The organism is Streptomyces sp. AC1-42W, assembly GCF_003248355.1.
Classification (GTDB): domain Bacteria; phylum Actinomycetota; class Actinomycetes; order Streptomycetales; family Streptomycetaceae; genus Streptomyces.
The window spans coordinates 2,417,932-2,436,805 of record NZ_QKWY01000001.1; the positions used below are offsets into that span (position 1 = coordinate 2,417,932).

Genomic DNA, 18,874 nt, shown 5'->3' on the forward strand with positions numbered 1-18,874 from the left:
TACGCTCCGCGCGGCGTCAGCCGGCCGTGGCGGGCTCCGGACGCCCGTCCGCCGGCTCCGGCACCCGTACGGCGGTCAGCGGCCGCTCCCGCAGCGACAGCAGGACGCGGACGACCCCGATCCACACCAGGCACGAGCCGAACATGTGCACGCCGACCAGGATCTCCGGCACGTCGGTGAAGTACTGCACATAGCCGACGACCCCCTGGCTCATCACGACGAGGAACAGGTCGCGGGCCCGGCGGCGCGGGCCGATCGGCGCGTCCACGGCCTTCAGGACGAACCAGAGCGCCACCGTCAGGGCCACCACCACCCACGCCAGGTCGGCGTGCAGCTGGGCGACCATCTTCCAGTCGACCGGGATGCGGGGCACGTCGCTGGAGTCGCCCGCGTGCTTCCCGGCGCCCGTGACCACCGTGCCCACGGCGATCAGCAGCCCCGCCGCCACGGCCAGTAGCCAGGCCAGCTGGGAGACCGCCTTGCCGACCAGCGGGCGCGGCGCCTCGTCGCCCTCGCGGACCCGCTGCCAGGTCACCAGGGCCACCGTGAGCAGCGCGGTGGTCAGCAGGAAGTGCGCGGCGACGGTGTACGGGTTGAGGCCGACGAGCACGACGACGCCACCCAGGACGGCGTTGCCCATCACCACCCAGAACTGGAGCCAGCCGAGCCGGGTGAGGCTGCGGCGCCAGGGCTTCGCGGAGCGGGCCGCGATGATCGCCCAGGCCACCGCCGCGCACAGCACGTAGGTCAGCATGCGGTTGCCGAACTCGATGACGCCGTGCAGGCCCATCTCGTGCGTCGAGGTCAGGCTCTCGTCGGTGCACTTGGGCCAGGTCGGGCAGCCGAGGCCGGAGCCGGTCAGCCGGACGGCGCCGCCGGTCACGACGAGCACGACGGACATCACGACCGCCGACATGGCCGCACGGCTCACCGTCCGGGGCCGGGGCGTCCAGCGCTCGGCGATGTACAGCAGCGGGTTGCGCAGGGCTTGAGCGACTTCGGCTCGGGTCAGCTTGGGCACGCGCACCATCGTAGGACGCCGCTTGTGCAAGCTTTCACGAGGGGGACGAGTTACGCGTAACGGCGACGGAACGCGCTCGCGGCCTCACTCCCAGCGGAAGAAGCGGGCCGCCGCGCCGAGGCCGAGCACCGCCCAGACCGCGAGGATGCCCAGATCGCCCCAGGGCATCGCGGCGCCGTGCTGGAGGACGTCCCGCAGCCCGTCCGAGAGGGCCGCGATCGGCAGCAGCCCGAGCACCGACTGCACCGCGTCCGGGAACTTCTCCAGCGGCACGATCACCCCGCCGCCCACCAGGAGCAGCAGGAAGACCAGGTTGGCGGCGGCGAGCGTCGCCTCCGCCTTCAGCGTCCCGGCCATCAGCAGCCCGAGCCCCGAGAAGGCGGCCGTGCCCAGCACCAGGAGCAGCAGCACCGGGAGCGGGCCGCCCTGCGGCGACCAGCCCAGCGCGAAGGCGATCACCGTGAGCAACACCACCTGGAACACCTCGGTGACCAGCACCGCCAGGGTCTTCGCGGTCATCAGCGCCCAGCGGGGCAGCGGGGAGGCGCCCAGCCGCTTGAGCACCCCGTAGCGGCGCTCGAAGCCGGTGGCGATGGCCTGCCCGGTGAAGGCCGTCGACATCACGGCCAGCGCCAGCACGCCGGGCGTCAGGAAGTCGACCGGCTCGCCCGCCCCGGTGTCCACGATGTCCACCGCGCTGAACAGCACCAGCAGCAGCGTCGGGATGACCACCGTCAGCAGCAGCTGTTCGCCGTTGCGCAGCAGCATCCGCGTCTCCAGCGCGGTCTGCGCGGCGATCATGCGCGGCAGCGGGGCGGCGCCCGGCCGGGGGGTGTACGTACCGGCGCTCATGCGCGCAGCTCCTTGCCGGTCAGTTCGAGGAAGACGTCCTCCAGGGTGTGGCGCTCCACGGCGATGCCGGAGGGCATCACGCCGTGCTGCGCGCACCAGGAGGTGACGGTGGCCAGCAGCTGCGGGTCGATGTCACCGGTGATGCGGTAGGTGCCGGCGGCCGGCTCGGCGGCCTCGGTGCCGTCCGGCAGGGCCTTGAGCAGCGAGCCGAGGTCGAGCCCGGGGCGGCCGGTGAAGCGCAGGGTGTTCTCGGCGCCGCCCCGGCACAGGGCCTCGGGGGTGCCGTGGGCGACGATCCGGCCGGCGTCGATGACGGCGACCTCGTCGGCCAGCTCCTCGGCCTCGTCCATGAAGTGGGTGGTGAGCACGGTGGTCACCCCGTCGGCGCGCAGCTCCCGGACGAGGTCCCAGGTGGAGCGGCGGGCCTGCGGGTCGAGTCCGGCGGTCGGCTCGTCCAGGAAGACCAGTTCGGGCCGGCCGACGACCGCCATGGCCAGGGCGAGCCGCTGCTGCTGGCCGCCGGAGAGCCTGCGGTAGGCGGTGCGGCCGCAGGAGCCGAGGCCGAGGCGCTCGATGAGGGCGTCCACGTCGAGCGGGTGGGCGTGCAGCTTCGCCATGTGCCGGAGCATCTCGTCGGCGCGGGCGCCGGAGTAGATCCCGCCGGACTGGAGCATCACGCCGATCCTGGGGCGCAGCCGCGCGGCGTCGGCGACGGGGTCGAGGCCCAGCACCCGGACCGTCCCGCCGTCGGGGCGGCGGTAGCCCTCGCAGGTCTCGACGGTGGTGGTCTTGCCGGCGCCGTTGGGGCCGAGTACGGCGGTGACCGCGCCGGCCGGGATCTCCAGGTCGAGGCCGTCCACCGCGGTCTTGTCGCCGTACCGCTTCACCAGACCGCTGATCCGGACGGCCGGGCCGGAGAAGGGTCCCGAGGGGGGTGGGGCGGGCTCGCTGTTCATGGCGAATGAGTCTAGGCAGCCGCCGCGCCCGCTCCGGCCGCGGGGCTTGATTAGGTAACCCTAAGTGATGGAAAGCACCGTTGATCGTTTCGGACCGTGGTTGTCACGGCCGGAGGAATTACGCAACAATGGCGTTGTGAAATACGTGGGCGAGGCTCCGCAGGAGGAACTCGCGACCGGTGAGCGCTCGACGCGCAACCGTGTCGCGCGCTCCATCCTGGACCACGGCCCGTCCACGGTCGCGGAGCTGGCGAAGCGCTTGGGCCTCACCCAGGCGGCGGTCCGCCGCCATCTCGACGCCCTCGCCTGCGACGGCGTCGTCGAGGCCCGCGAGAAGCGGGTGTACGGGGCGCGGACGCGCGGCCGCCCGGCCAAGGTGTTCGCCCTCACCGACTGCGGCCGGGACGCCTTCGACCAGTCCTACGACGCGCTCGCCGCGGACGCCCTGCGCTGGATCGCCGAGACCGCCGGCGACGAGGCCGTCATGGCCTTCGCCCGTGCCCGGACCGCCGAGCAGTCGGCGTCCTACCGCGCGGCGATCGAGGCCGCGGACCCCGAGGCGCGCACGGAAGCCTTGGCCAGGGCGCTGTCCGCCGACGGGTACGCTGCTACGGCGCGCAGCGCGCCGGGCCCGCAGCAGGGTGAGCAGCTGTGCCAGCACCACTGCCCGGTCGCCCATGTCGCCGAGCAGTACCCGCAGCTGTGCGAGGCGGAGACGGAGATCTTCTCCAGCCTCCTGGGGACCCATGTGCAGCGTCTGGCCACCATCGCCCACGGCGACGGGGTGTGCACGACGTACATTCCGCGCAGCGGACACCCCACCCCACAGACCACCGATTCAGCATCTGCAAGCACGGCCGGGAGGAACCCCGCATGACGCTCCCTACGGAGATTGCCCACCCTGAGCTCGAGGGCCTGGGCACGTACGAATTCGGCTGGGCCGACTCCGACGAGGCAGGCGCGGCGGCCAAGCGCGGCCTCTCCGAGGCAGTCGTCCGCGACATCTCGGAGAAGAAGAACGAGCCGGAGTGGATGCTGAAGCTGCGGCTCAAGGGCCTCCGCCTCTTCGACAAGAAGCCGATGCCCAACTGGGGCTCGGACCTGTCGGGCATCGACTTCGACAACATCAAGTACTTCGTGCGGTCCACGGAGAAGCAGGCCGCCTCCTGGGACGACCTGCCCGAGGACATCAAGAACACCTACGACAAGCTCGGCATCCCGGAGGCGGAGAAGCAGCGCCTGGTCGCCGGTGTCGCCGCGCAGTACGAGTCCGAGGTCGTCTACCACCAGATCCGCGAGGACCTGGAGGAGCAGGGCGTCATCTTCGTCGACACCGACACCGCGCTGAAGGAGCACGAGGAACTCTTCAAGGAGTACTTCGGCACCGTCATCCCGGTCGGCGACAACAAGTTCGCCTCGCTGAACACGGCCGTGTGGTCGGGCGGTTCCTTCATCTACGTGCCCAAGGGTGTCCACGTGGACATCCCGCTCCAGGCCTACTTCCGTATCAACACGGAGAACATGGGCCAGTTCGAGCGGACGCTGATCATCGTCGACGAGGACGCCTACGTCCACTACGTCGAGGGCTGCACGGCGCCGATCTACTCCTCCGACTCGCTGCACTCCGCGGTCGTCGAGATCATCGTCAAGAAGGGCGGCCGCTGCCGCTACACGACGATCCAGAACTGGTCGAACAACGTCTACAACCTGGTGACCAAGCGCGCCGTGGCCTACGAGGGCGCGACGATGGAGTGGGTCGACGGCAACATCGGCTCCAAGGTCACCATGAAGTACCCGGCCGTCTACCTGATGGGCGAGCACGCCAAGGGCGAGACCCTGTCCATCGCCTTCGCGGGCGAGGGCCAGCACCAGGACGCCGGCGCCAAGATGGTCCACATGGCCCCGAACACCTCGTCCAACATCGTCTCCAAGTCGGTGGCGCGAGGCGGCGGCCGCACCTCGTACCGCGGTCTGATCGAGATCGGCGAGGGCGCGCCGGGCGCGAAGTCCAACGTCCTGTGCGACGCGCTGCTGGTCGACACGATCTCCCGCTCCGACACCTACCCGTACGTGGACGTCCGCGAGGACGACGTGTCGATGGGCCACGAGGCGACCGTCTCCAAGGTCTCCGAGGACCAGCTGTTCTACCTGATGAGCCGCGGCATGACGGAGTTCGAGGCCATGGCGATGATCGTGCGCGGCTTCGTCGAGCCGATCGCCAAGGAGCTCCCGATGGAGTACGCCCTGGAGCTCAACCGGCTGATCGAGCTCCAGATGGAGGGTTCGGTCGGCTAGTACGCCGCCGAACGCGTCCTGAAGAGTTCTTGACTGAGAAAGCGAGCACTACGACAGCCATGGCTGAGGCTCAGAACATCCCCGCGGGGTCCACCACCGCCGGTTCCATCGCGGTGGCCGCGGAGTCGACCGTCGCGACGCGCATGAGCGCGCCCCCGTCCTACGACGTAGCGGACTTCCCCGTCCCGCACGGCCGCGAGGAGGAGTGGCGGTTCACCCCGCTGGAGCGGCTGCGCGGGCTGCACGACGGCACCGCCACCGCCGGCGGCGGCGGTGTCAAGGTCGCCGTCGAGGCCCCCGGCGGCGTCACGGTCGAGACCGTCGGCCGCGACGACGCGCGGCTGGGCAGGGCCGGAAAGCCGGTGGACCGGGTGGCCGCCCAGGCGTACTCCTCCTTCGAGCAGGCCCACGTCGTCACGGTCGCCAAGGAGGCCGTGCTCACCGAGCCGATCCGGGTCGCCGTGCACGGCGAGGGCGGCGTCGCCTACGGCCAGCTGGTCGTGGAGCTGGGCGCCTTCGCCGAGGCCGTCGTCGTCATCGACCACACCGGTGACGCGGTGCTCGCCGCCAACGTCGACTACGTCCTGGGCGACGGCGCCAAGCTGACCGTCGTCTCCGTGCAGGACTGGGACGAGCGCGCCGTCCACGTCGCCCAGCACAACGCGCTGGTCGGCCGGGACGCCACGTTCAAGTCGGTCGTCGTCACCTTCGGCGGCGACGTCGTCCGGCTGCACCCCCGGGTCGCGTACGCGGGCCCGGGCGGCGAGGCCGAGCTGTTCGGCCTGTACTTCACCGACCGGGGCCAGCACCAGGAGCACCGCCTCCTGGTCGACCACAACACCCCGCACTGCAAGTCCAACGTGGCCTACAAGGGCGCGCTCCAGGGCGACGACGCGCACGCGGTGTGGATCGGCGACGTGCTCATCCGGGCCGCAGCCGAGGGCACCGACAGCTACGAGATGAACCGCAACCTGGTCCTCACGGACGGCGCCCGGGTCGACTCCGTGCCGAACCTGGAGATCGAGACCGGCGAGATCGTCGGCGCCGGCCACGCCTCCGCGACCGGCCGCTTCGACGACGAGCAGCTGTTCTACCTCCAGTCGCGCGGCATCCCCGCCGAGGAGGCCCGCCGCCTGGTCGTGCGCGGCTTCTTCGCCGAACTGGTCCAGCAGATCGGGCTGCCGGACGTCGAGGCCCGGCTCCTCGACAAGATCGAGGCCGAGCTGGAGGCGGCGGTCTGATGGCCTTTGTCAGAGCGTGCGCGCTGAGCGAGCTGGCCGACGACACCCCCAAGCGGGTGGAACTCGACGGCACGCCGGTCTCCGTCGTCCGCACCGAGGGCGAGGTGTTCGCGATCAACGACATCTGCTCGCACGCGAACGTCTCGCTGTCCGAGGGCGAGGTCGAGGACTGCATGATCGAGTGCTGGCTGCACGGATCGAGCTTCGACCTGCGCACCGGCAAGCCGTCCGGCCTTCCCGCGACGCGCCCCGTCCCCGTATACCCCGTCAAGATCGAAGGGGACGATGTGCTCGTCTCCGTCACCCAGGAGTCCTGAGTCACCCATGGCAACGCTTGAAATCCGCGACCTGCACGTCACCGTCGAGGCCGACAACGCCACGAAGGAGATCCTCAAGGGCGTCGACCTGACCGTGAAGCAGGGCGAGACCCACGCCATCATGGGCCCCAACGGGTCCGGCAAGTCCACCCTCGCCTACTCGCTGGCCGGTCACCCCAAGTACACCGTCACCAGCGGCACGGTGACCCTGGACGGCGAGGACGTCCTGGAGATGTCCGTGGACGAGCGGGCCCGCGCCGGCCTGTTCCTCGCCATGCAGTACCCGGTCGAGATCCCCGGCGTCTCGGTCTCCAACTTCCTGCGCACCTCCGCCACCGCCGTCCGCGGCGAGGCGCCCAAGCTGCGCACCTGGGTGAAGGAGGTCAAGGAGGCGATGGCCGAGCTCCAGATGGACCCCGCCTTCGCCGAGCGCAACGTCAACGAGGGCTTCTCCGGCGGCGAGAAGAAGCGCCACGAGATCCTTCAGCTGGAGCTCCTCAAGCCGAAGGTCGCCATCCTCGACGAGACCGACTCCGGCCTGGACGTCGACGCGCTGCGGATCGTCTCCGAAGGCGTCAACCGGGTCCGCGGGACCGGCGAGGTCGGCACCCTGCTGATCACGCACTACACCCGGATTCTCCGGTACATCAAGCCCGACTTCGTGCACGTGTTCGCCAACGGCCGCATCGCCGAGTCCGGCGGCGCCGAGCTGGCCGACAAGCTGGAGAACGAGGGCTACGAGGCGTACGTGAAGGGTGGCGCAGCCGCGTGACATATCTGCCGGGCCTCCTCGACACCGAGGCGATCCGCAAGGACTTCCCCCTGCTGGACCGCACCATCCACGACGGGAAGAAGATCGTCTACCTGGACAGCGCAGCGACCTCCCAGAAGCCGCGCCAGGTTCTCGACGCCCTCAACCAGTACTACGAGCAGCACAACGCCAATGTGCACCGGGGCGTGTACACGATCGCGGAGGAGGCCACGGCGCTCTACGAGGGCGCGCGTGACAAGGTCGCCGCCTTCATCAACGCGCCCAGCCGCGACGAGGTCATCTTCACCAAGAACGCCTCCGAGTCGCTGAACCTCGTGGCCAACATGCTCGGCTGGGCCGACGAGCCCTACCGGGTGGACCACGAGACCGAGATCGTCACCACGGAGATGGAGCACCACTCCAACATCGTGCCCTGGCAGCTGCTCGCGCAGCGCACGGGCGCGAAGCTGAAGTGGTTCGGCATCACCGACGACGGCCGGCTCGACCTGTCGAACATCAATGACGTCATCACCGAGAAGACGAAGATCGTCACCTTCACGCTGGTGTCGAACATCATGGGCACCCACAACCCGGTCGAGAAGATCGTCCGGCGTGCCCAGGAGGTCGGTGCGCTCGTCTGCGTGGACGCCTCCCAGGCGGCCCCGCACATGGTGGTGGACGTCCAGGCGCTCCAGGCCGACTTCGTGGCCTTCACCGGCCACAAGATGGTCGGCCCGACCGGTATCGGCGTGCTCTGGGGACGGCAGGAACTCCTGGAGGACCTGCCGCCGTTCCTGGGCGGCGGCGAGATGATCGAGACCGTCTCGATGCACTCGTCCACCTACGCCCCCGCGCCGCACAAGTTCGAGGCCGGTACGCCCCCGATCGCCCAGGCCGTCGGCCTCGGCGCGGCCGTGGACTACCTCTCGGCGATCGGCATGGAGAACATCCACCGCCATGAGCAGGCCATCACCGAGTACGCGGTGAAGCGGCTCCTGGAGGTGCCGGACCTGCGGATCATCGGCCCCGCCACCGCGGAGGACCGGGGCGCGACGATCTCCTTCACCCTCGGCGACATCCACCCCCACGACGTGGGCCAGGTGCTCGACGAACAGGGCATCGCGGTCCGGGTCGGCCACCACTGCGCCCGCCCGGTCTGCCTGCGGTACGGAATTCCTGCGACGACGCGAGCGTCGTTCTATCTGTACTCCACGCCCGCCGAGGTGGACGCCCTGGTGGACGGCCTGGAACACGTCCGGAACTTTTTCGCCTAGACGCGGCTGGGGATTGAACTCGTGAAGCTGGATTCCATGTACCAGGAAGTGATCCTGGACCACTACAAGCACCCCCACGGGCGCGGCCTGCGGGACGGCGACGCCGAGGTGCACCACGTCAATCCGACGTGCGGTGACGAGATCACTCTGCGGGTACGGTACGACGGCGAGACCATCGCCGACGTGAGCTACGAGGGCCAGGGCTGTTCCATCAGCCAGGCCAGCGCCTCCGTGCTGAACGAGCTGCTGGTCGGCAAGGAGCTGTCCGAGGCGCGGAAGGTCCAGGAGGCGTTCCTGGAGCTGATGCAGTCGAAGGGGCAGCTGGAGCCCGACGACGCGATGGAGGAGTTGCTGGAGGACGCGGTCGCGTTCGCCGGTGTCTCCAAGTACCCGGCGCGGGTGAAGTGCGCGCTGCTGAGCTGGATGGCGTGGAAGGACGCGACGGCGCAGGCGCTGTCCGAAGGGAAGACCACATGAGCGACAACGAGACCGTGACGACCAAGCCGGCCTCCGAGGAGGAGGTCCGCGAAGCGCTGTACGACGTGGTCGACCCGGAGCTGGGCATCGACGTCGTCAACCTGGGGCTGATCTACGGCATCCACATCGACGACGCCAACATCGCCACCCTCGACATGACCCTGACGTCCGCGGCCTGTCCGCTGACCGATGTCATCGAGGACCAGGCGAAGTCCGCGACGGACGGCATCGTCAACGAACTCCGGATCAACTGGGTCTGGATGCCCCCGTGGGGCCCGGACAAGATCACGGACGACGGCCGCGAACAGCTGCGCGCGCTGGGCTTCAACGTCTGAGCGTCCGCACGACCGCACGAAACGGCCCCCGGCACAGTCTGCTGCCGGGGGCCGTTCGGCGTTTACGGGTGCCACATGCCGGGTGACTGTTCCTCCGGGGTGGCCGGCAGGTGGTAGCAGCGCGATTGGACGGTGACCCTCAGCATGGCGGGCGCCTTCTCGGCCTTGACCTCCTTGTCCAGCCTGATGTCGGCCTTGACTCCGCGTGCCTCGGATTCGGCGATGAGCTGCGGGCTGTTGCCGACGGTGCCGTCCCTGCCGTCCTTCGTGATCTTCCAGCCGTCCTTCGGAAGCTCGTCGCGCAGGCGGTCCATGCCTTTTTCGAGTTCGGCGTAGGGTGCTTTGTAGAGACTCCAGAGGTGGAGTGCGTGGTAGGGGTCTTCCTGGCGGTAGTCGTCCGAGCAGGGCGAGGTCATCGCCCCCGGCTCTGTGGCTTTCCCTTTGACGTCGATGATTTCGAGGATGCGGCTGGACGCCTGCTCGACGTCTGTCATCGCGGCTTCCTTGCCTCGTGTCTCCATCGCCGTTTCCTTTCCGGAACACGCCACCGCGAGCACGCACAGCGTGATACTGATTCCCAGCGCAGAAAATCTACTGTTCAAGGCTCACCTTGGAGTATCGGCCGGCGATGACGGCTGCCTGGTTGAAAAGGCTGAGGGAGTCCTCGTCGTAGAACCCCGTGTGGCCCTCGGCATCGCTTTTCATGATGTTTCCGCCGAAGGATTCGTCGGTGGGAATGGCCGCGTTGTCACCGAGCCCCACGAGTCGGCCGCCCCATCGAACCAGCCCGTCGTCCAGGGAATCGGCACCCATGGCCCAGACATGATTGCCCGGGACGCCCAGGTCTCCCGCATGGTCGGCCTGGACACCGGGGCTGCCCGCGAAGACGTAGTCGTCGACGGCCTTGGCGTCGTGCCAGGTTCCCGACTGGGCCGAGACGCCGGCGACCGTGCTCCCGTAGCTGTGCCCGACAACGGTCGTGTGGGAGCGGGTGCCGTCGGCGGTCTGCTGCGCGACTCTGTTGCCCTCCAGGAAATCGTGGAGTCGTGGGCCGCCTTCTTCTGCGTACTTTCCGCTCGGCGCCTGAAAAATGGCATGGTCCGGCGCGTTGTAGTCGAGCCACAGGACGGTGGAGATCTTCTGGTCGGGATTCAATTGGTGACTCGCGTTCCAGAGCTTCTCGGCGCGGCCGATGTCCCCACCGCTGGATTCCAGGCTCGCCTTCGTGCCGGGGACCCAGACGCCCACGTGGTCCGCCGTGTCGGGATTCCCGTTGGCGAGAATGATTCTTCCGTCTCCGAGGCCGGTGGGGTCGAAGCCGAGCGGATACGCCTCGGGAAGTCCTTTCTCGCCCGTGCGGTCGAAGCGGTCCTGGATGGCGGCCATTCCCTTGAGCGCGCCTTCCAGCCTGTCCTTCTTCGCTCCGTACTTGTCGTTCCACTGCCGCCACTCCGCGGTGATGACCGCGGCGGGATAGCCGCCGTTGGTGTTGGGGGCGTACTTGACCGGCTCCTGCGGGATGGTGTTGAGGTCCAACTGGTACTTGGCCCTCGTCTCGTCCAGCACCATTCTGTTCGCGTCGTCGCGGATGTCGGACGGGAGGCCGTTCATCGCTCCGACGGCGTTCGGATGGACGGCCAGATAGTCGGCCCGCTGCTCCGGGGTGAGGCCCTTCCACCACGCCGCGCTCTCCTCGGGGGTGGCTTCCTTCGGCGGGGGCTCGATGCTGTCCAGGTACGTGTCGGCGGCGTCGGCCACCCCGCCCCGGTCGGAGGTCACGTCGGTCCAGTCCCGGTCCGAGACCACGAGGTCGTCGTCGGCGCGTAAGGCGCGGAGCTTCGGCTCCCACTTCGCGTCGGCCTCGGTGGCTTCCCGCAGGGCGTCCGCTATCCGGCCGGCGTACTCGACGGCCACGCCGTAGTACGGGTTCGGGTGGATGTTCGCGGCCTGGCGTTCCAGGGCGTCGGCGGTCGGGTCGCCTCCGGCGCTGCCGGTGACGGTGCCGCCCGGGGTGTCCTTCTCCGCGCCCGGCTTCCGGCCCGCCGGGTAGCCGACCGAACCGTCCGCGTGCACCGTGCAGTGGTCCGCCCGCGCGTCCTCGATCGCCGCCTCCAGCTTCCGTTTGGCCGAAGCCATGTCGAAGGCGAAGCCGTTCAGCGCGGTGCTCACGAGCCCGCACTCGGTCTGCACGTACTGGAAGTTCCTCGACACCGCGGTCAGTTCGCGCAGGGCGGCCCGGACCGTCGCGCCCGCCAACTGGTTGCGTATCCCCGCGGCGATCCGGTTGTCGACGGTGTCCTTCGCCGCGTCGGCCATCGCGGCCGTCGCCCGGTACCCGTCCGCGGCGTTCTCGAACTCCGCGGGCTTGAGCGCCTTCAGCGTCGCAAGATCCATACGCCCGGATCACGCCCCTTTCGACCGACCGCCGACGGCCGGGGTGTCCTCGTACGTGCCCTTCATCGCGTCCAGTTCGGCCTTCAGCGACGCGTCGGGCTTGGCCAGATCATGCCCTGAAGAGGCGAGAAGCCCGCCCAGGGACGTGCAGCGTTTGCGCACCTTCTCCACATACGCGTGCCAGGAGGTGTACAGCTCCCGCTGGGCCGCCGCGCTCCGGCAGCCGGGCGCGTCGCCCAGTTCCGCCTGCCCGTCCCCGAGCTTCGTCAGCGCCGAACCGATCGGCGTGGCGAGATCCTTCGTGCCGTCGCCCGCCTGGACCCATGCCCGCTTGCTGGACCTCAGATCCGCCGATGTGCCCGGCCCCGCCGGACCACCCGCGGGCCCACCCCCCGGGCCATCGGCCGGAACGTGGTTCAACTGCATATGCGTAGACGTCACTGCGCCCTCCCCGTGTGTCCCCTGCCCCCAAGGGCCCGGCCCCGCCTCCGGGTTGTCCGAGCCCGTACACGCGTGCCATCATTCCCGATTCCCACATGCAATCAAGCGGCTTTGCGCCACATGCGGTTGGCGGCTCGCGCCGGATGTCGCGGCCGCGCGGCGGGGACGCCGAGGGGCAGACTGGGGGCATGGCTCTTCGATTCCATCAAATCGCCGTGGACGCCCACGATCTGTCCGCCCAGGCACGGTTCTGGTGTGCCGCGCTGGACTGGCGGGTGCTCTACGAGGACGAGGACGAGATCGTCATCGGTGCCGACGAGAACACGAGGCCGGGCATCTGCTTCCTGCCCGTGCCCGAGGACAAGGCGGTCAAGAACCGGCTGCACATCGACCTGGCGCCCGACGACCAGGCCGCCGAGGTCGAGCGGCTGACCGCGCTCGGCGCCCGGCGCGCCGAGGTCGGGCAGGCGGCGGATGTGACCTGGGTGGTGATGACCGACCCCGAGGGCAACGAGTTCTGCGTCCTGCGCCCGAGGAAGACACTCACCGACTGAGCCGCCGCGGCCGCCGCTACTCCGTGAACTGCGGTGGTACGGCGGCCGCCTCGGCGAGCACCGGGGCCAGGTTCTCGGTGCGGATGCGCCGGTCCACGTACAGCAGGCCGGTCACCAGCGGAGGGAACACCGAGACGATCAGCTGGCTCACCAGCTGGCCGATCGCCCCGAGCACCACATAGCCGGCCAGCACGGAGATGATCGCGGCCGGGTTCGAGTTCTCGTCCAGGCCGGCCGTGCCCATCGAGCTGGTGAACATGCCCACGAAGTTGAACGGCAGCTGGATGAGGTAGCTCGCCGCAGCGGCCAGCGCGCCCCCCAGCAGCGTGATCCCGAAGATCCGCCACCAGTCGCCGCGCACCAGCCTGGCCGAACGGCGGAGCGAGGCCACCGGGCCCTGGTTCTCGAAGACGGCCGCCGAGGGGGCCAGCGAGAACTTGATCCAGAGCCAGGCCGTCAGCGGGATGAGGGCCAGGAAGCAGACCGCGCCCGCGACGATCAGCGTCACCCACGCCCCGCCGCCGTCCGTGGCGACCGCGCCGAAGACGCCCACGACGAGCGCGGCCACGGCCAGCAGCGACGGCACCATCGCGATCAGCGCCGTCAGCAGGAGCGTGCCCAGCACCGCGGGCATCCGGGCCCACGCCCGCCGCCAGACCGCCGAGAACGTCGTCGGCCGGCCCAGCACCGCCTCCTGGAGGACCGCCGGCACCGCCGCGTAGACCACGGCCGACGCGATCACCGTCGCCAGGAGGCCGACCAGTCCGACCACGATGAACGCGGTGAACACCGGGCCCAGGTCCCGCCCGGCGGGGTCCTCGTGCTCGGCCAGGTCGAACAGCCGGTCCAGATGGCTCGAAACCACCGCGTACGCCACGGCCGCCGCCGCGACCACCACGACCAGCGCCCCGCCGTAGAGCGCCGCGCCCACCGCGAAGAGCTGCTTGCCGTAGCGGCCCAGCGTGCCGAACGCGCCGTTGAATATGTCCCCGAGCCGCAACGGACCCAGGGGTATCACCCCCGGCTTGGGCGCCATCCAGCCACCGCCCCAGCCGCCCCACCCGGACGGTCCCTGAGCTCCCCCGTACGGCGTGCCCCCGTAGGCACCGCCGCCCCACCCTGCGTCCTGCGCCACTGCTGCTCCGTCGGTCCGTGCGTCATGTACTGGACGAACCACGGTAGCGCCCCCGGATTCCGGCCATCGAGGCCGTCTGCGGGCAGCCGTTGCGTACACTTGTACACATGGGATACGGACTGCTCGCCGCGGCCATCGCCGCGGAGGTGGCGGGAACGACCGCCATGAAGTACAGCGAGGGATTCACCCGGCTGTGGCCCTCGCTGATCACCGTCGCCGGCTATCTGCTCGCCTTCTCCCTGCTGGCCCAGACCCTCAAGACCCTGTCCGTGGGCACGGCCTACGCGATCTGGGCGGGCGTCGGCACCGCCGCCGTGGCCGTCATCGGCATGGTCTTCCTGGGCGAGTCCGCCAGTGCGGCCAAGCTGGCCGGTGTCCTGCTGGTCATCGCGGGGGTCGTCGTGCTCAACCTGGGGGGAGCGCACTGATGGCACGGCGGTACGACCCCGAGCGGCGCTCCCGGATCATCGACGCGGCGATCCGGGTGGTCGGCGAGCGGGGCATCGCCGGGCTGAGCCACCGCTCCGTCGCCGCCGAGGCCGGCGTGCCGCTGGGCTCGACGACGTACCACTTCGCCTCGCTGGACGAGCTGCTGACCGCCGCCCTGCGCCGGACCAACGAGAACTTCGCCGCCGTCATGCGCGGGAGCACCGCCCTCGCGGACCCGGACGCCGACCTCGCGGCCGAACTCGCCCGGCTGCTCGGGCGGTACTTCGCCGCCGGGCGCGGCCGGGCGGAGCTGGAGTACGAGCTGTACCTCGCCGCCCTGCGCCGCCCCGCGCTGCGCCCGGTCGCCGCCGAGTGGACCGACGCCACCGCCGCCCTGCTCCAGCCGTGCACCGACCCGGCGACCGCCCGGGCCCTGGTCGCCCTGGTGGACGGCATCTGCCTCCAGGTCCTGCTGACCGGCGGCGAGTACGACGAGGCGTACGCCCGCGAAATGCTGGGCCGGGTGCTGGGACGGGGCGCGGAGCCTCGCCCGGACGGTGAGACCGGTTCGCCCGGGCGGGGGCGGTCCGGTTAGGTTTCTGGTCATGACCGACACGACTTCCACCCGGCCCACCGGCGCCGTCGCCGCCGGCCTCGCCACCATCGCCGGCGACGGCTCCGTCCTCGACACCTGGTTCCCCGCGCCCGAGCTCACCGCCGAGCCGGGCCCCGCCGGAACCGAGCGGCTCGACCCCGACCGGGCCGTCAACCTGCTCGGCGAGGGCGCCGCCAAGGCTATCGGCGTGGACGCCCGCCGCGGGGTCGAGGTCGTCGCCGTGCGCACGGTCATCGCCTCGCTCGACGACAAACCGCTCGACGCCCACGACGTCTACCTGCGCCTGCACCTGCTCTCGCACCGCCTGGTCCGCCCGCACGGCCAGAACCTGGACGGCATCTTCGGCTTCCTCGCCAACGTCGCCTGGACCTCGCTCGGCCCGGTCGCCGTGGACGACCTGGAGAAGGTCCGGCTCAACGCCCGCGCCGACGGGCTGCACCTCCAGGTGACCTCCGTCGACAAGTTCCCCCGGATGACGGACTACGTGGCGCCCAAGGGCGTACGCATCGCGGACGCCGACCGGGTCCGCCTCGGCGCGCACCTCGCCTCCGGCACCACCGTCATGCACGAGGGCTTCGTCAACTTCAACGCCGGCACGCTCGGCACCTCCATGGTCGAGGGCCGCATCTCCGCCGGTGTCGTCATCGGCGACGGCTCGGACATCGGCGGCGGCGCCTCCACCATGGGCATGCTCTCCGGCGGCGGCAAGGAGCGCATCGTCATCGGCGAGCGCTGCCTGGTCGGCGCGGAGGCCGGGGTCGGCATCGCGCTCGGCGACGAGTGCGTCGTGGAGGCCGGCCTCTACGTCACCGCCGGCACCCGCGTCACCATGCCGGACGGCCAGGTGGTCAAGGCCCGCGAGCTCTCCGGCGCCTCGAACATCCTCTTCCGCCGCAACTCGGTCACCGGAACCGTCGAGGCCCGCCCGAACAACGCGGTCTGGGACGGCCTCAACGACGTCCTGCACAGCAACAACTGAGACCAGAGGTCACGGGACCAGCCAAAAGGCCGAAAGGCCGAACGGTCCTAGACGGCCGCGAGGAGTTCCTCGTACGCCGCACGCAGCCCGTCGGACGCCTCGCGCCCGGCGGGCTGCAGCGGTTCGCGCACCGGACCCGCCGCCAGCAGCGCCTTCGCGGTCACCGTGCCCGGCAGCCCGGACTCCATCATCAGCGCGGTCAGCGCCGCCAGCCGCCCGTTCAGCCGGGCCGCCCCCGCGGTGTCCCCGGCGTCGAAGGCGTCCAGCACCGCCCGCAGCCGCCCCGGCACCACATTGGCGACCGTGCTGACATAGCCCGCCCCGCCCAGCGCGTACAGCGGCAGGTTCAGCTCCTCGCAGCCGGAGTAGTAGGCGAGCCCGCCCGCCGCGATCACCCGGGTCGCCGCCAGCAGATCGCGCGAACAGTCCTTCACCGCCACGATGCGCGGGTGCTCCGCCAGCCGAAGCAGTGTCTCCGGCTCGATCCGGGTGCCGGTGCGGCCGGGGATGTCGTACAGCATCAGCGGCAGCCCCGCCGCGTCGGCGACCCGGCGGAAGTGCGCCTCCACCGCCGCCTGCGGGGGCCGGCTGTAGTACGGCGTCACCACCAGCAGCCCGTCCGCGCCCGCCTGTTCGGCCCGGCGGGCCAGCTCCAGGGTGTGCAGGGTGTCCGAGGTGCCGACGCCCGCCACCAGCGGCACGTCCGGGCCGACCGCCTCCCGGACCGCGCGCAGCAGGTCCGTCTTCTCCGCGTCGGAGGTGGTCGGGGACTCGCCGGTCGTGCCGCTGAGCACCAGCCCGTCGCAGCCGCCCGCGACCAGGGCGGCGGCATGCGCGGCCGCCGCCTCCCGGTCCAGGGCGCCACCGGTGGTGAACGGGGTGATCATGGCGCAGAGGGCGCGGCCGAAGGGGCGCGGGCGCAAGGGTGCGGAAGGCGTCATACCGGCAGTCTCGGACGCCGAACGGTGAAGGTCCACTTAGATTTGCTGCCATCGACCGTGTAGCGATGCTCAAGGGTTTCCGGGGTCCGGGACCCTCGGGCCGGGGTACCGGGGGCCTTGCCCGCATTCCGGTCGGCACGCGGCGAAATGCGTCTAGGCTTAGGGCGTGTTCCGGATGCCCCGTCCGCCGCGCCGCAGGCGCCGGGCGGACGGCAAGGCCCCGCGTCACACGTCCTGAGCCGCCCGGCGGCCCCCCACCCCGTACGTTCCGAGGAGACCCCTTGATGTCCGCAGAGCGCCCGACCCTGCCGCCGGCCCGGCTGCACACCGAGGCCGAGCTGGCACGGGACGCGCTTGCCGCGCCGCTGCTCGCCCGCGCCGCACGGCTCGCCCGCTGGGCCGGCCCGGACACCAGGGTCGGGGCCGGCGGCGAACTGGCCGAGGCCCAGCTTCCCGCCGCCGCCGCACACCTGGGCCTCACCCCCGACGAGGACGGCGCGGCGGAGGCCAGCGAGGCGTGGCGGCTCGCCGTCGACACCGGACTCGTCGACATCGAGGACCCCGCCACCGACCCCGGCGACCCGGACGACGGCCTCGACGAGGACGACGAGGAGACCGGCGACGACGCGTCCGGCACCGTCACGGCCGGCGAGAACCTCGTGCTGCTGACCGGCGGTTCACCCGCGGACGTGCTGGCGATCTGGCTGGACGGCCTGGAGGCCGCGTACGCCGACGCCACCGCGCCCGTCTTCGACGACTTCGCGGACCTCGTCGGCGAGGACGGCTCCATCGACTTCGACGCGCTCGACTGGGACCCGGAGGCCGAGGCGGAGTTCCTGGACGGGGTCCTGGGCAACCTCTACCTGCTCACCGTGGGCGAGGGGGCGGACGGGGCGCCCGTGCCGCTGCCCGCGCTCGCCGCGTCGATGATCGTCCCCGACGACATGGGCGAGCCCACCGACGACGTCCTGGAGCAGGTCTCGGACGCGATGATGCGCCTGGACGACCAGTTCCGGGTGCTCGAACCCATCGGCATCGTGGAGTACCACCCGGTGGACGAGGCGCTGCTCGTGGAGGAGGGCGAGGAGACCGTGTCCGCCGCCGACGAGGAGGACGTCACCCGCTACGGCATGGTCCGGCTGACCCCGCTCGGCCTGTACGGCATCCGCGCCCGGATGCTGGAGGCCGGCGTGGACGCCCCGGCCGTCGGCGACCTGGTGGACAAGGGCGCCGACGCGCTCCTCGGCGGCATCGCCCACTACCCCGAGGCCGCCGCCCGCGCCGAGATCGAGGGCTGGCTCGAACGCCGGGGCACGGACGGCGCCGCCGCCGAACTCCTGGACGCCGCACGGGGCACCGACCCGCCGGCCCCGCTGCGCCGGCTCCACTGCCAGCAGGCGCTCGCCCTGGTCGGCGCCGAGGCCGAACCCGCCGTGCGCGACGTCCTGGGCGACCCGGAGCTGGGCGGCCTGGCCCGTGTCTGGCTGGCCGAACGGGGCGCGCAGGACGTCCCCGCCCCCTCCGAGACGATGATCTTCTGGCTCGCCGTCGACACGATCGCCGCCCAGCTGGAGGCCGACGGCGACCTCGACGAACTCCAGGCCCTGGTCGAGGGCCTGTCCGGGCAGCACAGCGGCTTCTTCGAGGAGGCCTGGCGGGTGGACCACCCGGCGACCGCGGAGGTCCTGGAGGCGATGGGGCGGCTGCACAGCGACAAGAAGCAGGCCAAGGACGCCCGCAAGGCCGCCTTCAAGGCCCGCTCGCGCGCCGGTGCCACCGACTGAGCAGGCGTAACGCGGCAGGGTGACGGGCGGGCGGCCGGGTGCGGGCCGCCCGCCCGACGTCGATGTTCACCGAAAGGTGCGC

General features: G+C 70.9%; 21 protein-coding genes. 13 read left to right on the forward strand and 8 right to left on the reverse strand.

Annotation, left to right across the window (positions count from 1 at the left end):
• Positions 1-16: 16 nt before the first annotated feature.
• The 3 genes from DNK56_RS11080 to DNK56_RS11090 form a co-directional block, all read right to left on the reverse strand.
• Positions 17-1,030: a COX15/CtaA family protein gene (locus DNK56_RS11080; RefSeq protein WP_111333065.1), complete on the reverse strand. Its 1,014-nt coding sequence runs from the start codon at positions 1,028-1,030 to the stop codon at positions 17-19.
• A gap of 75 nt (positions 1,031-1,105) precedes the next feature.
• The gene (locus DNK56_RS11085; RefSeq protein ID WP_111333067.1) at positions 1,106-1,873 is read right to left on the reverse strand and encodes an ABC transporter permease; all 768 of its coding nucleotides are present in this window, start codon (positions 1,871-1,873) and stop codon (positions 1,106-1,108) included.
• On the reverse strand, positions 1,870-2,829 hold the full coding sequence (locus DNK56_RS11090; protein WP_111333069.1) for an ABC transporter ATP-binding protein: 960 nt from the start codon (positions 2,827-2,829) through the stop codon (positions 1,870-1,872). Before DNK56_RS11090 ends, DNK56_RS11085 begins: the two co-directional genes overlap by 4 nt.
• Positions 2,830-2,965: 136 nt before the next feature.
• Between DNK56_RS11090 and DNK56_RS11095 the strand changes: the two genes are divergently transcribed.
• Genes DNK56_RS11095 through DNK56_RS11130 form a run of 8 tightly spaced genes read left to right on the forward strand, consistent with a single transcriptional unit; the run spans position 2,966 to position 9,519 of the window.
• Positions 2,966-3,706 carry a helix-turn-helix transcriptional regulator gene (locus DNK56_RS11095; protein WP_111333072.1) on the forward strand — a complete coding sequence of 247 codons (741 nt, stop codon included), beginning with the start codon at positions 2,966-2,968 and terminating at the stop codon, positions 3,704-3,706.
• Complete coding sequence (gene sufB / locus DNK56_RS11100) at positions 3,703-5,124, forward strand: Fe-S cluster assembly protein SufB (protein WP_111333074.1); 1,422 nt, start codon at positions 3,703-3,705, stop codon at positions 5,122-5,124. The genes DNK56_RS11095 and sufB overlap by 4 nt, the downstream gene beginning before the upstream one ends.
• Positions 5,125-5,183: 59 nt before the next feature.
• Complete coding sequence (gene sufD, locus DNK56_RS11105; protein WP_111333076.1) at positions 5,184-6,365, forward strand: Fe-S cluster assembly protein SufD; 1,182 nt, start codon at positions 5,184-5,186, stop codon at positions 6,363-6,365.
• Positions 6,365-6,682: a bifunctional 3-phenylpropionate/cinnamic acid dioxygenase ferredoxin subunit gene (locus DNK56_RS11110; RefSeq protein WP_111333078.1), complete on the forward strand. Its 318-nt coding sequence runs from the start codon at positions 6,365-6,367 to the stop codon at positions 6,680-6,682. Before sufD ends, DNK56_RS11110 begins: the two co-directional genes overlap by 1 nt.
• Positions 6,683-6,689: 7 nt before the next feature.
• Positions 6,690-7,454 carry a Fe-S cluster assembly ATPase SufC gene (gene sufC / locus DNK56_RS11115; protein ID WP_111333080.1) on the forward strand — a complete coding sequence of 255 codons (765 nt, stop codon included), beginning with the start codon at positions 6,690-6,692 and terminating at the stop codon, positions 7,452-7,454.
• A complete protein-coding gene (locus tag DNK56_RS11120; RefSeq protein ID WP_111333082.1) occupies positions 7,451-8,707 on the forward strand; it encodes a cysteine desulfurase in 1,257 nt (418 codons plus the stop codon). Before sufC ends, DNK56_RS11120 begins: the two co-directional genes overlap by 4 nt.
• A gap of 21 nt (positions 8,708-8,728) precedes the next feature.
• Complete coding sequence (gene sufU, locus DNK56_RS11125; protein ID WP_274543572.1) at positions 8,729-9,184, forward strand: Fe-S cluster assembly sulfur transfer protein SufU; 456 nt, start codon at positions 8,729-8,731, stop codon at positions 9,182-9,184.
• A complete protein-coding gene (locus DNK56_RS11130) occupies positions 9,181-9,519 on the forward strand; it encodes a metal-sulfur cluster assembly factor (protein ID WP_018104628.1) in 339 nt (112 codons plus the stop codon). The genes sufU and DNK56_RS11130 overlap by 4 nt, the downstream gene beginning before the upstream one ends.
• A gap of 62 nt (positions 9,520-9,581) precedes the next feature.
• Here the strand turns inward: DNK56_RS11130 and DNK56_RS11135 are convergent, their stop codons facing one another.
• The 3 genes from DNK56_RS11135 to DNK56_RS11145 form a co-directional block, all read right to left on the reverse strand.
• Complete coding sequence (locus tag DNK56_RS11135) at positions 9,582-10,013, reverse strand: hypothetical protein (protein WP_111335688.1); 432 nt, start codon at positions 10,011-10,013, stop codon at positions 9,582-9,584.
• A gap of 97 nt (positions 10,014-10,110) precedes the next feature.
• Entirely contained in the window at positions 10,111-11,913 is a 1,803-nt protein-coding gene (locus tag DNK56_RS11140; protein WP_111333084.1) for an alpha/beta hydrolase, read from the reverse strand.
• Positions 11,914-11,922: 9 nt separating this feature from the next.
• Positions 11,923-12,354 carry a hypothetical protein gene (locus DNK56_RS11145; RefSeq protein ID WP_111333086.1) on the reverse strand — a complete coding sequence of 144 codons (432 nt, stop codon included), beginning with the start codon at positions 12,352-12,354 and terminating at the stop codon, positions 11,923-11,925.
• Between the two features lie 188 nt (positions 12,355-12,542).
• Here DNK56_RS11145 and DNK56_RS11150 point away from each other — a divergent pair, with 188 nt between their 5' ends.
• Positions 12,543-12,908, forward strand: a complete 366-nt coding sequence (locus DNK56_RS11150; protein WP_111333088.1) for a VOC family protein — start codon at positions 12,543-12,545, stop codon at positions 12,906-12,908.
• 16 nt (positions 12,909-12,924) lie between these two features.
• On the opposite strand, the gene DNK56_RS11155 is transcribed toward DNK56_RS11150, so the two are convergent.
• Positions 12,925-14,043 carry a DUF7847 domain-containing protein gene (locus tag DNK56_RS11155; protein WP_446750431.1) on the reverse strand — a complete coding sequence of 373 codons (1,119 nt, stop codon included), beginning with the start codon at positions 14,041-14,043 and terminating at the stop codon, positions 12,925-12,927.
• A 107-nt stretch (positions 14,044-14,150) separates the two neighbouring features.
• Between DNK56_RS11155 and DNK56_RS11160 the strand changes: the two genes are divergently transcribed.
• From DNK56_RS11160 to dapD, 3 genes are read left to right on the forward strand one after another with little or no spacing between them, the layout of a single operon-like run.
• Positions 14,151-14,471 (forward strand): DMT family transporter, encoded by a 321-nt coding sequence (locus DNK56_RS11160; protein WP_111333093.1) that lies wholly within the window; start codon positions 14,151-14,153, stop codon positions 14,469-14,471.
• Complete coding sequence (locus DNK56_RS11165) at positions 14,471-15,067, forward strand: TetR/AcrR family transcriptional regulator (protein ID WP_111333095.1); 597 nt, start codon at positions 14,471-14,473, stop codon at positions 15,065-15,067. The genes DNK56_RS11160 and DNK56_RS11165 overlap by 1 nt, the downstream gene beginning before the upstream one ends.
• Positions 15,068-15,077: 10 nt before the next feature.
• Positions 15,078-16,067 carry a 2,3,4,5-tetrahydropyridine-2,6-dicarboxylate N-succinyltransferase gene (gene dapD / locus DNK56_RS11170; protein WP_111333097.1) on the forward strand — a complete coding sequence of 330 codons (990 nt, stop codon included), beginning with the start codon at positions 15,078-15,080 and terminating at the stop codon, positions 16,065-16,067.
• 47 nt (positions 16,068-16,114) lie between these two features.
• On the opposite strand, the gene dapA is transcribed toward dapD, so the two are convergent.
• Positions 16,115-17,008, reverse strand: a complete 894-nt coding sequence (dapA, locus tag DNK56_RS11175; RefSeq protein ID WP_111333099.1) for a 4-hydroxy-tetrahydrodipicolinate synthase — start codon at positions 17,006-17,008, stop codon at positions 16,115-16,117.
• A gap of 284 nt (positions 17,009-17,292) precedes the next feature.
• Between dapA and DNK56_RS11180 the strand changes: the two genes are divergently transcribed.
• Positions 17,293-18,792, forward strand: a complete 1,500-nt coding sequence (locus DNK56_RS11180; protein WP_111333101.1) for a hypothetical protein — start codon at positions 17,293-17,295, stop codon at positions 18,790-18,792.
• The last annotated feature ends 82 nt before the right edge of the window (positions 18,793-18,874 follow it).

What these genes read in the sequence shown, in the direction of transcription:
- DNK56_RS11140 (WP_111333084.1), bottom strand. Translation starts at nt 11,913, where the DNA reads ATGGATCTTGCGACGCTGAAGGCGCTCAAGCCCGCGGAGTTCGAGAAC.
- sufC (WP_111333080.1), top strand. Translation starts at nt 6,690, where the DNA reads ATGGCAACGCTTGAAATCCGCGACCTGCACGTCACCGTCGAGGCCGAC.
- dapD (WP_111333097.1), top strand. Translation starts at nt 15,078, where the DNA reads ATGACCGACACGACTTCCACCCGGCCCACCGGCGCCGTCGCCGCCGGC.
- DNK56_RS11090 (WP_111333069.1), bottom strand. Translation starts at nt 2,829, where the DNA reads ATGAACAGCGAGCCCGCCCCACCCCCCTCGGGACCCTTCTCCGGCCCG.
- DNK56_RS11085 (WP_111333067.1), bottom strand. Translation starts at nt 1,873, where the DNA reads ATGAGCGCCGGTACGTACACCCCCCGGCCGGGCGCCGCCCCGCTGCCG.
- DNK56_RS11110 (WP_111333078.1), top strand. Translation starts at nt 6,365, where the DNA reads ATGGCCTTTGTCAGAGCGTGCGCGCTGAGCGAGCTGGCCGACGACACC.
- DNK56_RS11080 (WP_111333065.1), bottom strand. Translation starts at nt 1,030, where the DNA reads ATGGTGCGCGTGCCCAAGCTGACCCGAGCCGAAGTCGCTCAAGCCCTG.
- DNK56_RS11130 (WP_018104628.1), top strand. Translation starts at nt 9,181, where the DNA reads ATGAGCGACAACGAGACCGTGACGACCAAGCCGGCCTCCGAGGAGGAG.
- DNK56_RS11160 (WP_111333093.1), top strand. Translation starts at nt 14,151, where the DNA reads ATGGGATACGGACTGCTCGCCGCGGCCATCGCCGCGGAGGTGGCGGGA.
- dapA (WP_111333099.1), bottom strand. Translation starts at nt 17,008, where the DNA reads ATGACGCCTTCCGCACCCTTGCGCCCGCGCCCCTTCGGCCGCGCCCTC.
- DNK56_RS11135 (WP_111335688.1), bottom strand. Translation starts at nt 10,013, where the DNA reads ATGACAGACGTCGAGCAGGCGTCCAGCCGCATCCTCGAAATCATCGAC.
- DNK56_RS11165 (WP_111333095.1), top strand. Translation starts at nt 14,471, where the DNA reads ATGGCACGGCGGTACGACCCCGAGCGGCGCTCCCGGATCATCGACGCG.
- DNK56_RS11180 (WP_111333101.1), top strand. Translation starts at nt 17,293, where the DNA reads ATGTCCGCAGAGCGCCCGACCCTGCCGCCGGCCCGGCTGCACACCGAG.
- sufB (WP_111333074.1), top strand. Translation starts at nt 3,703, where the DNA reads ATGACGCTCCCTACGGAGATTGCCCACCCTGAGCTCGAGGGCCTGGGC.
- DNK56_RS11150 (WP_111333088.1), top strand. Translation starts at nt 12,543, where the DNA reads ATGGCTCTTCGATTCCATCAAATCGCCGTGGACGCCCACGATCTGTCC.
- sufD (WP_111333076.1), top strand. Translation starts at nt 5,184, where the DNA reads ATGGCTGAGGCTCAGAACATCCCCGCGGGGTCCACCACCGCCGGTTCC.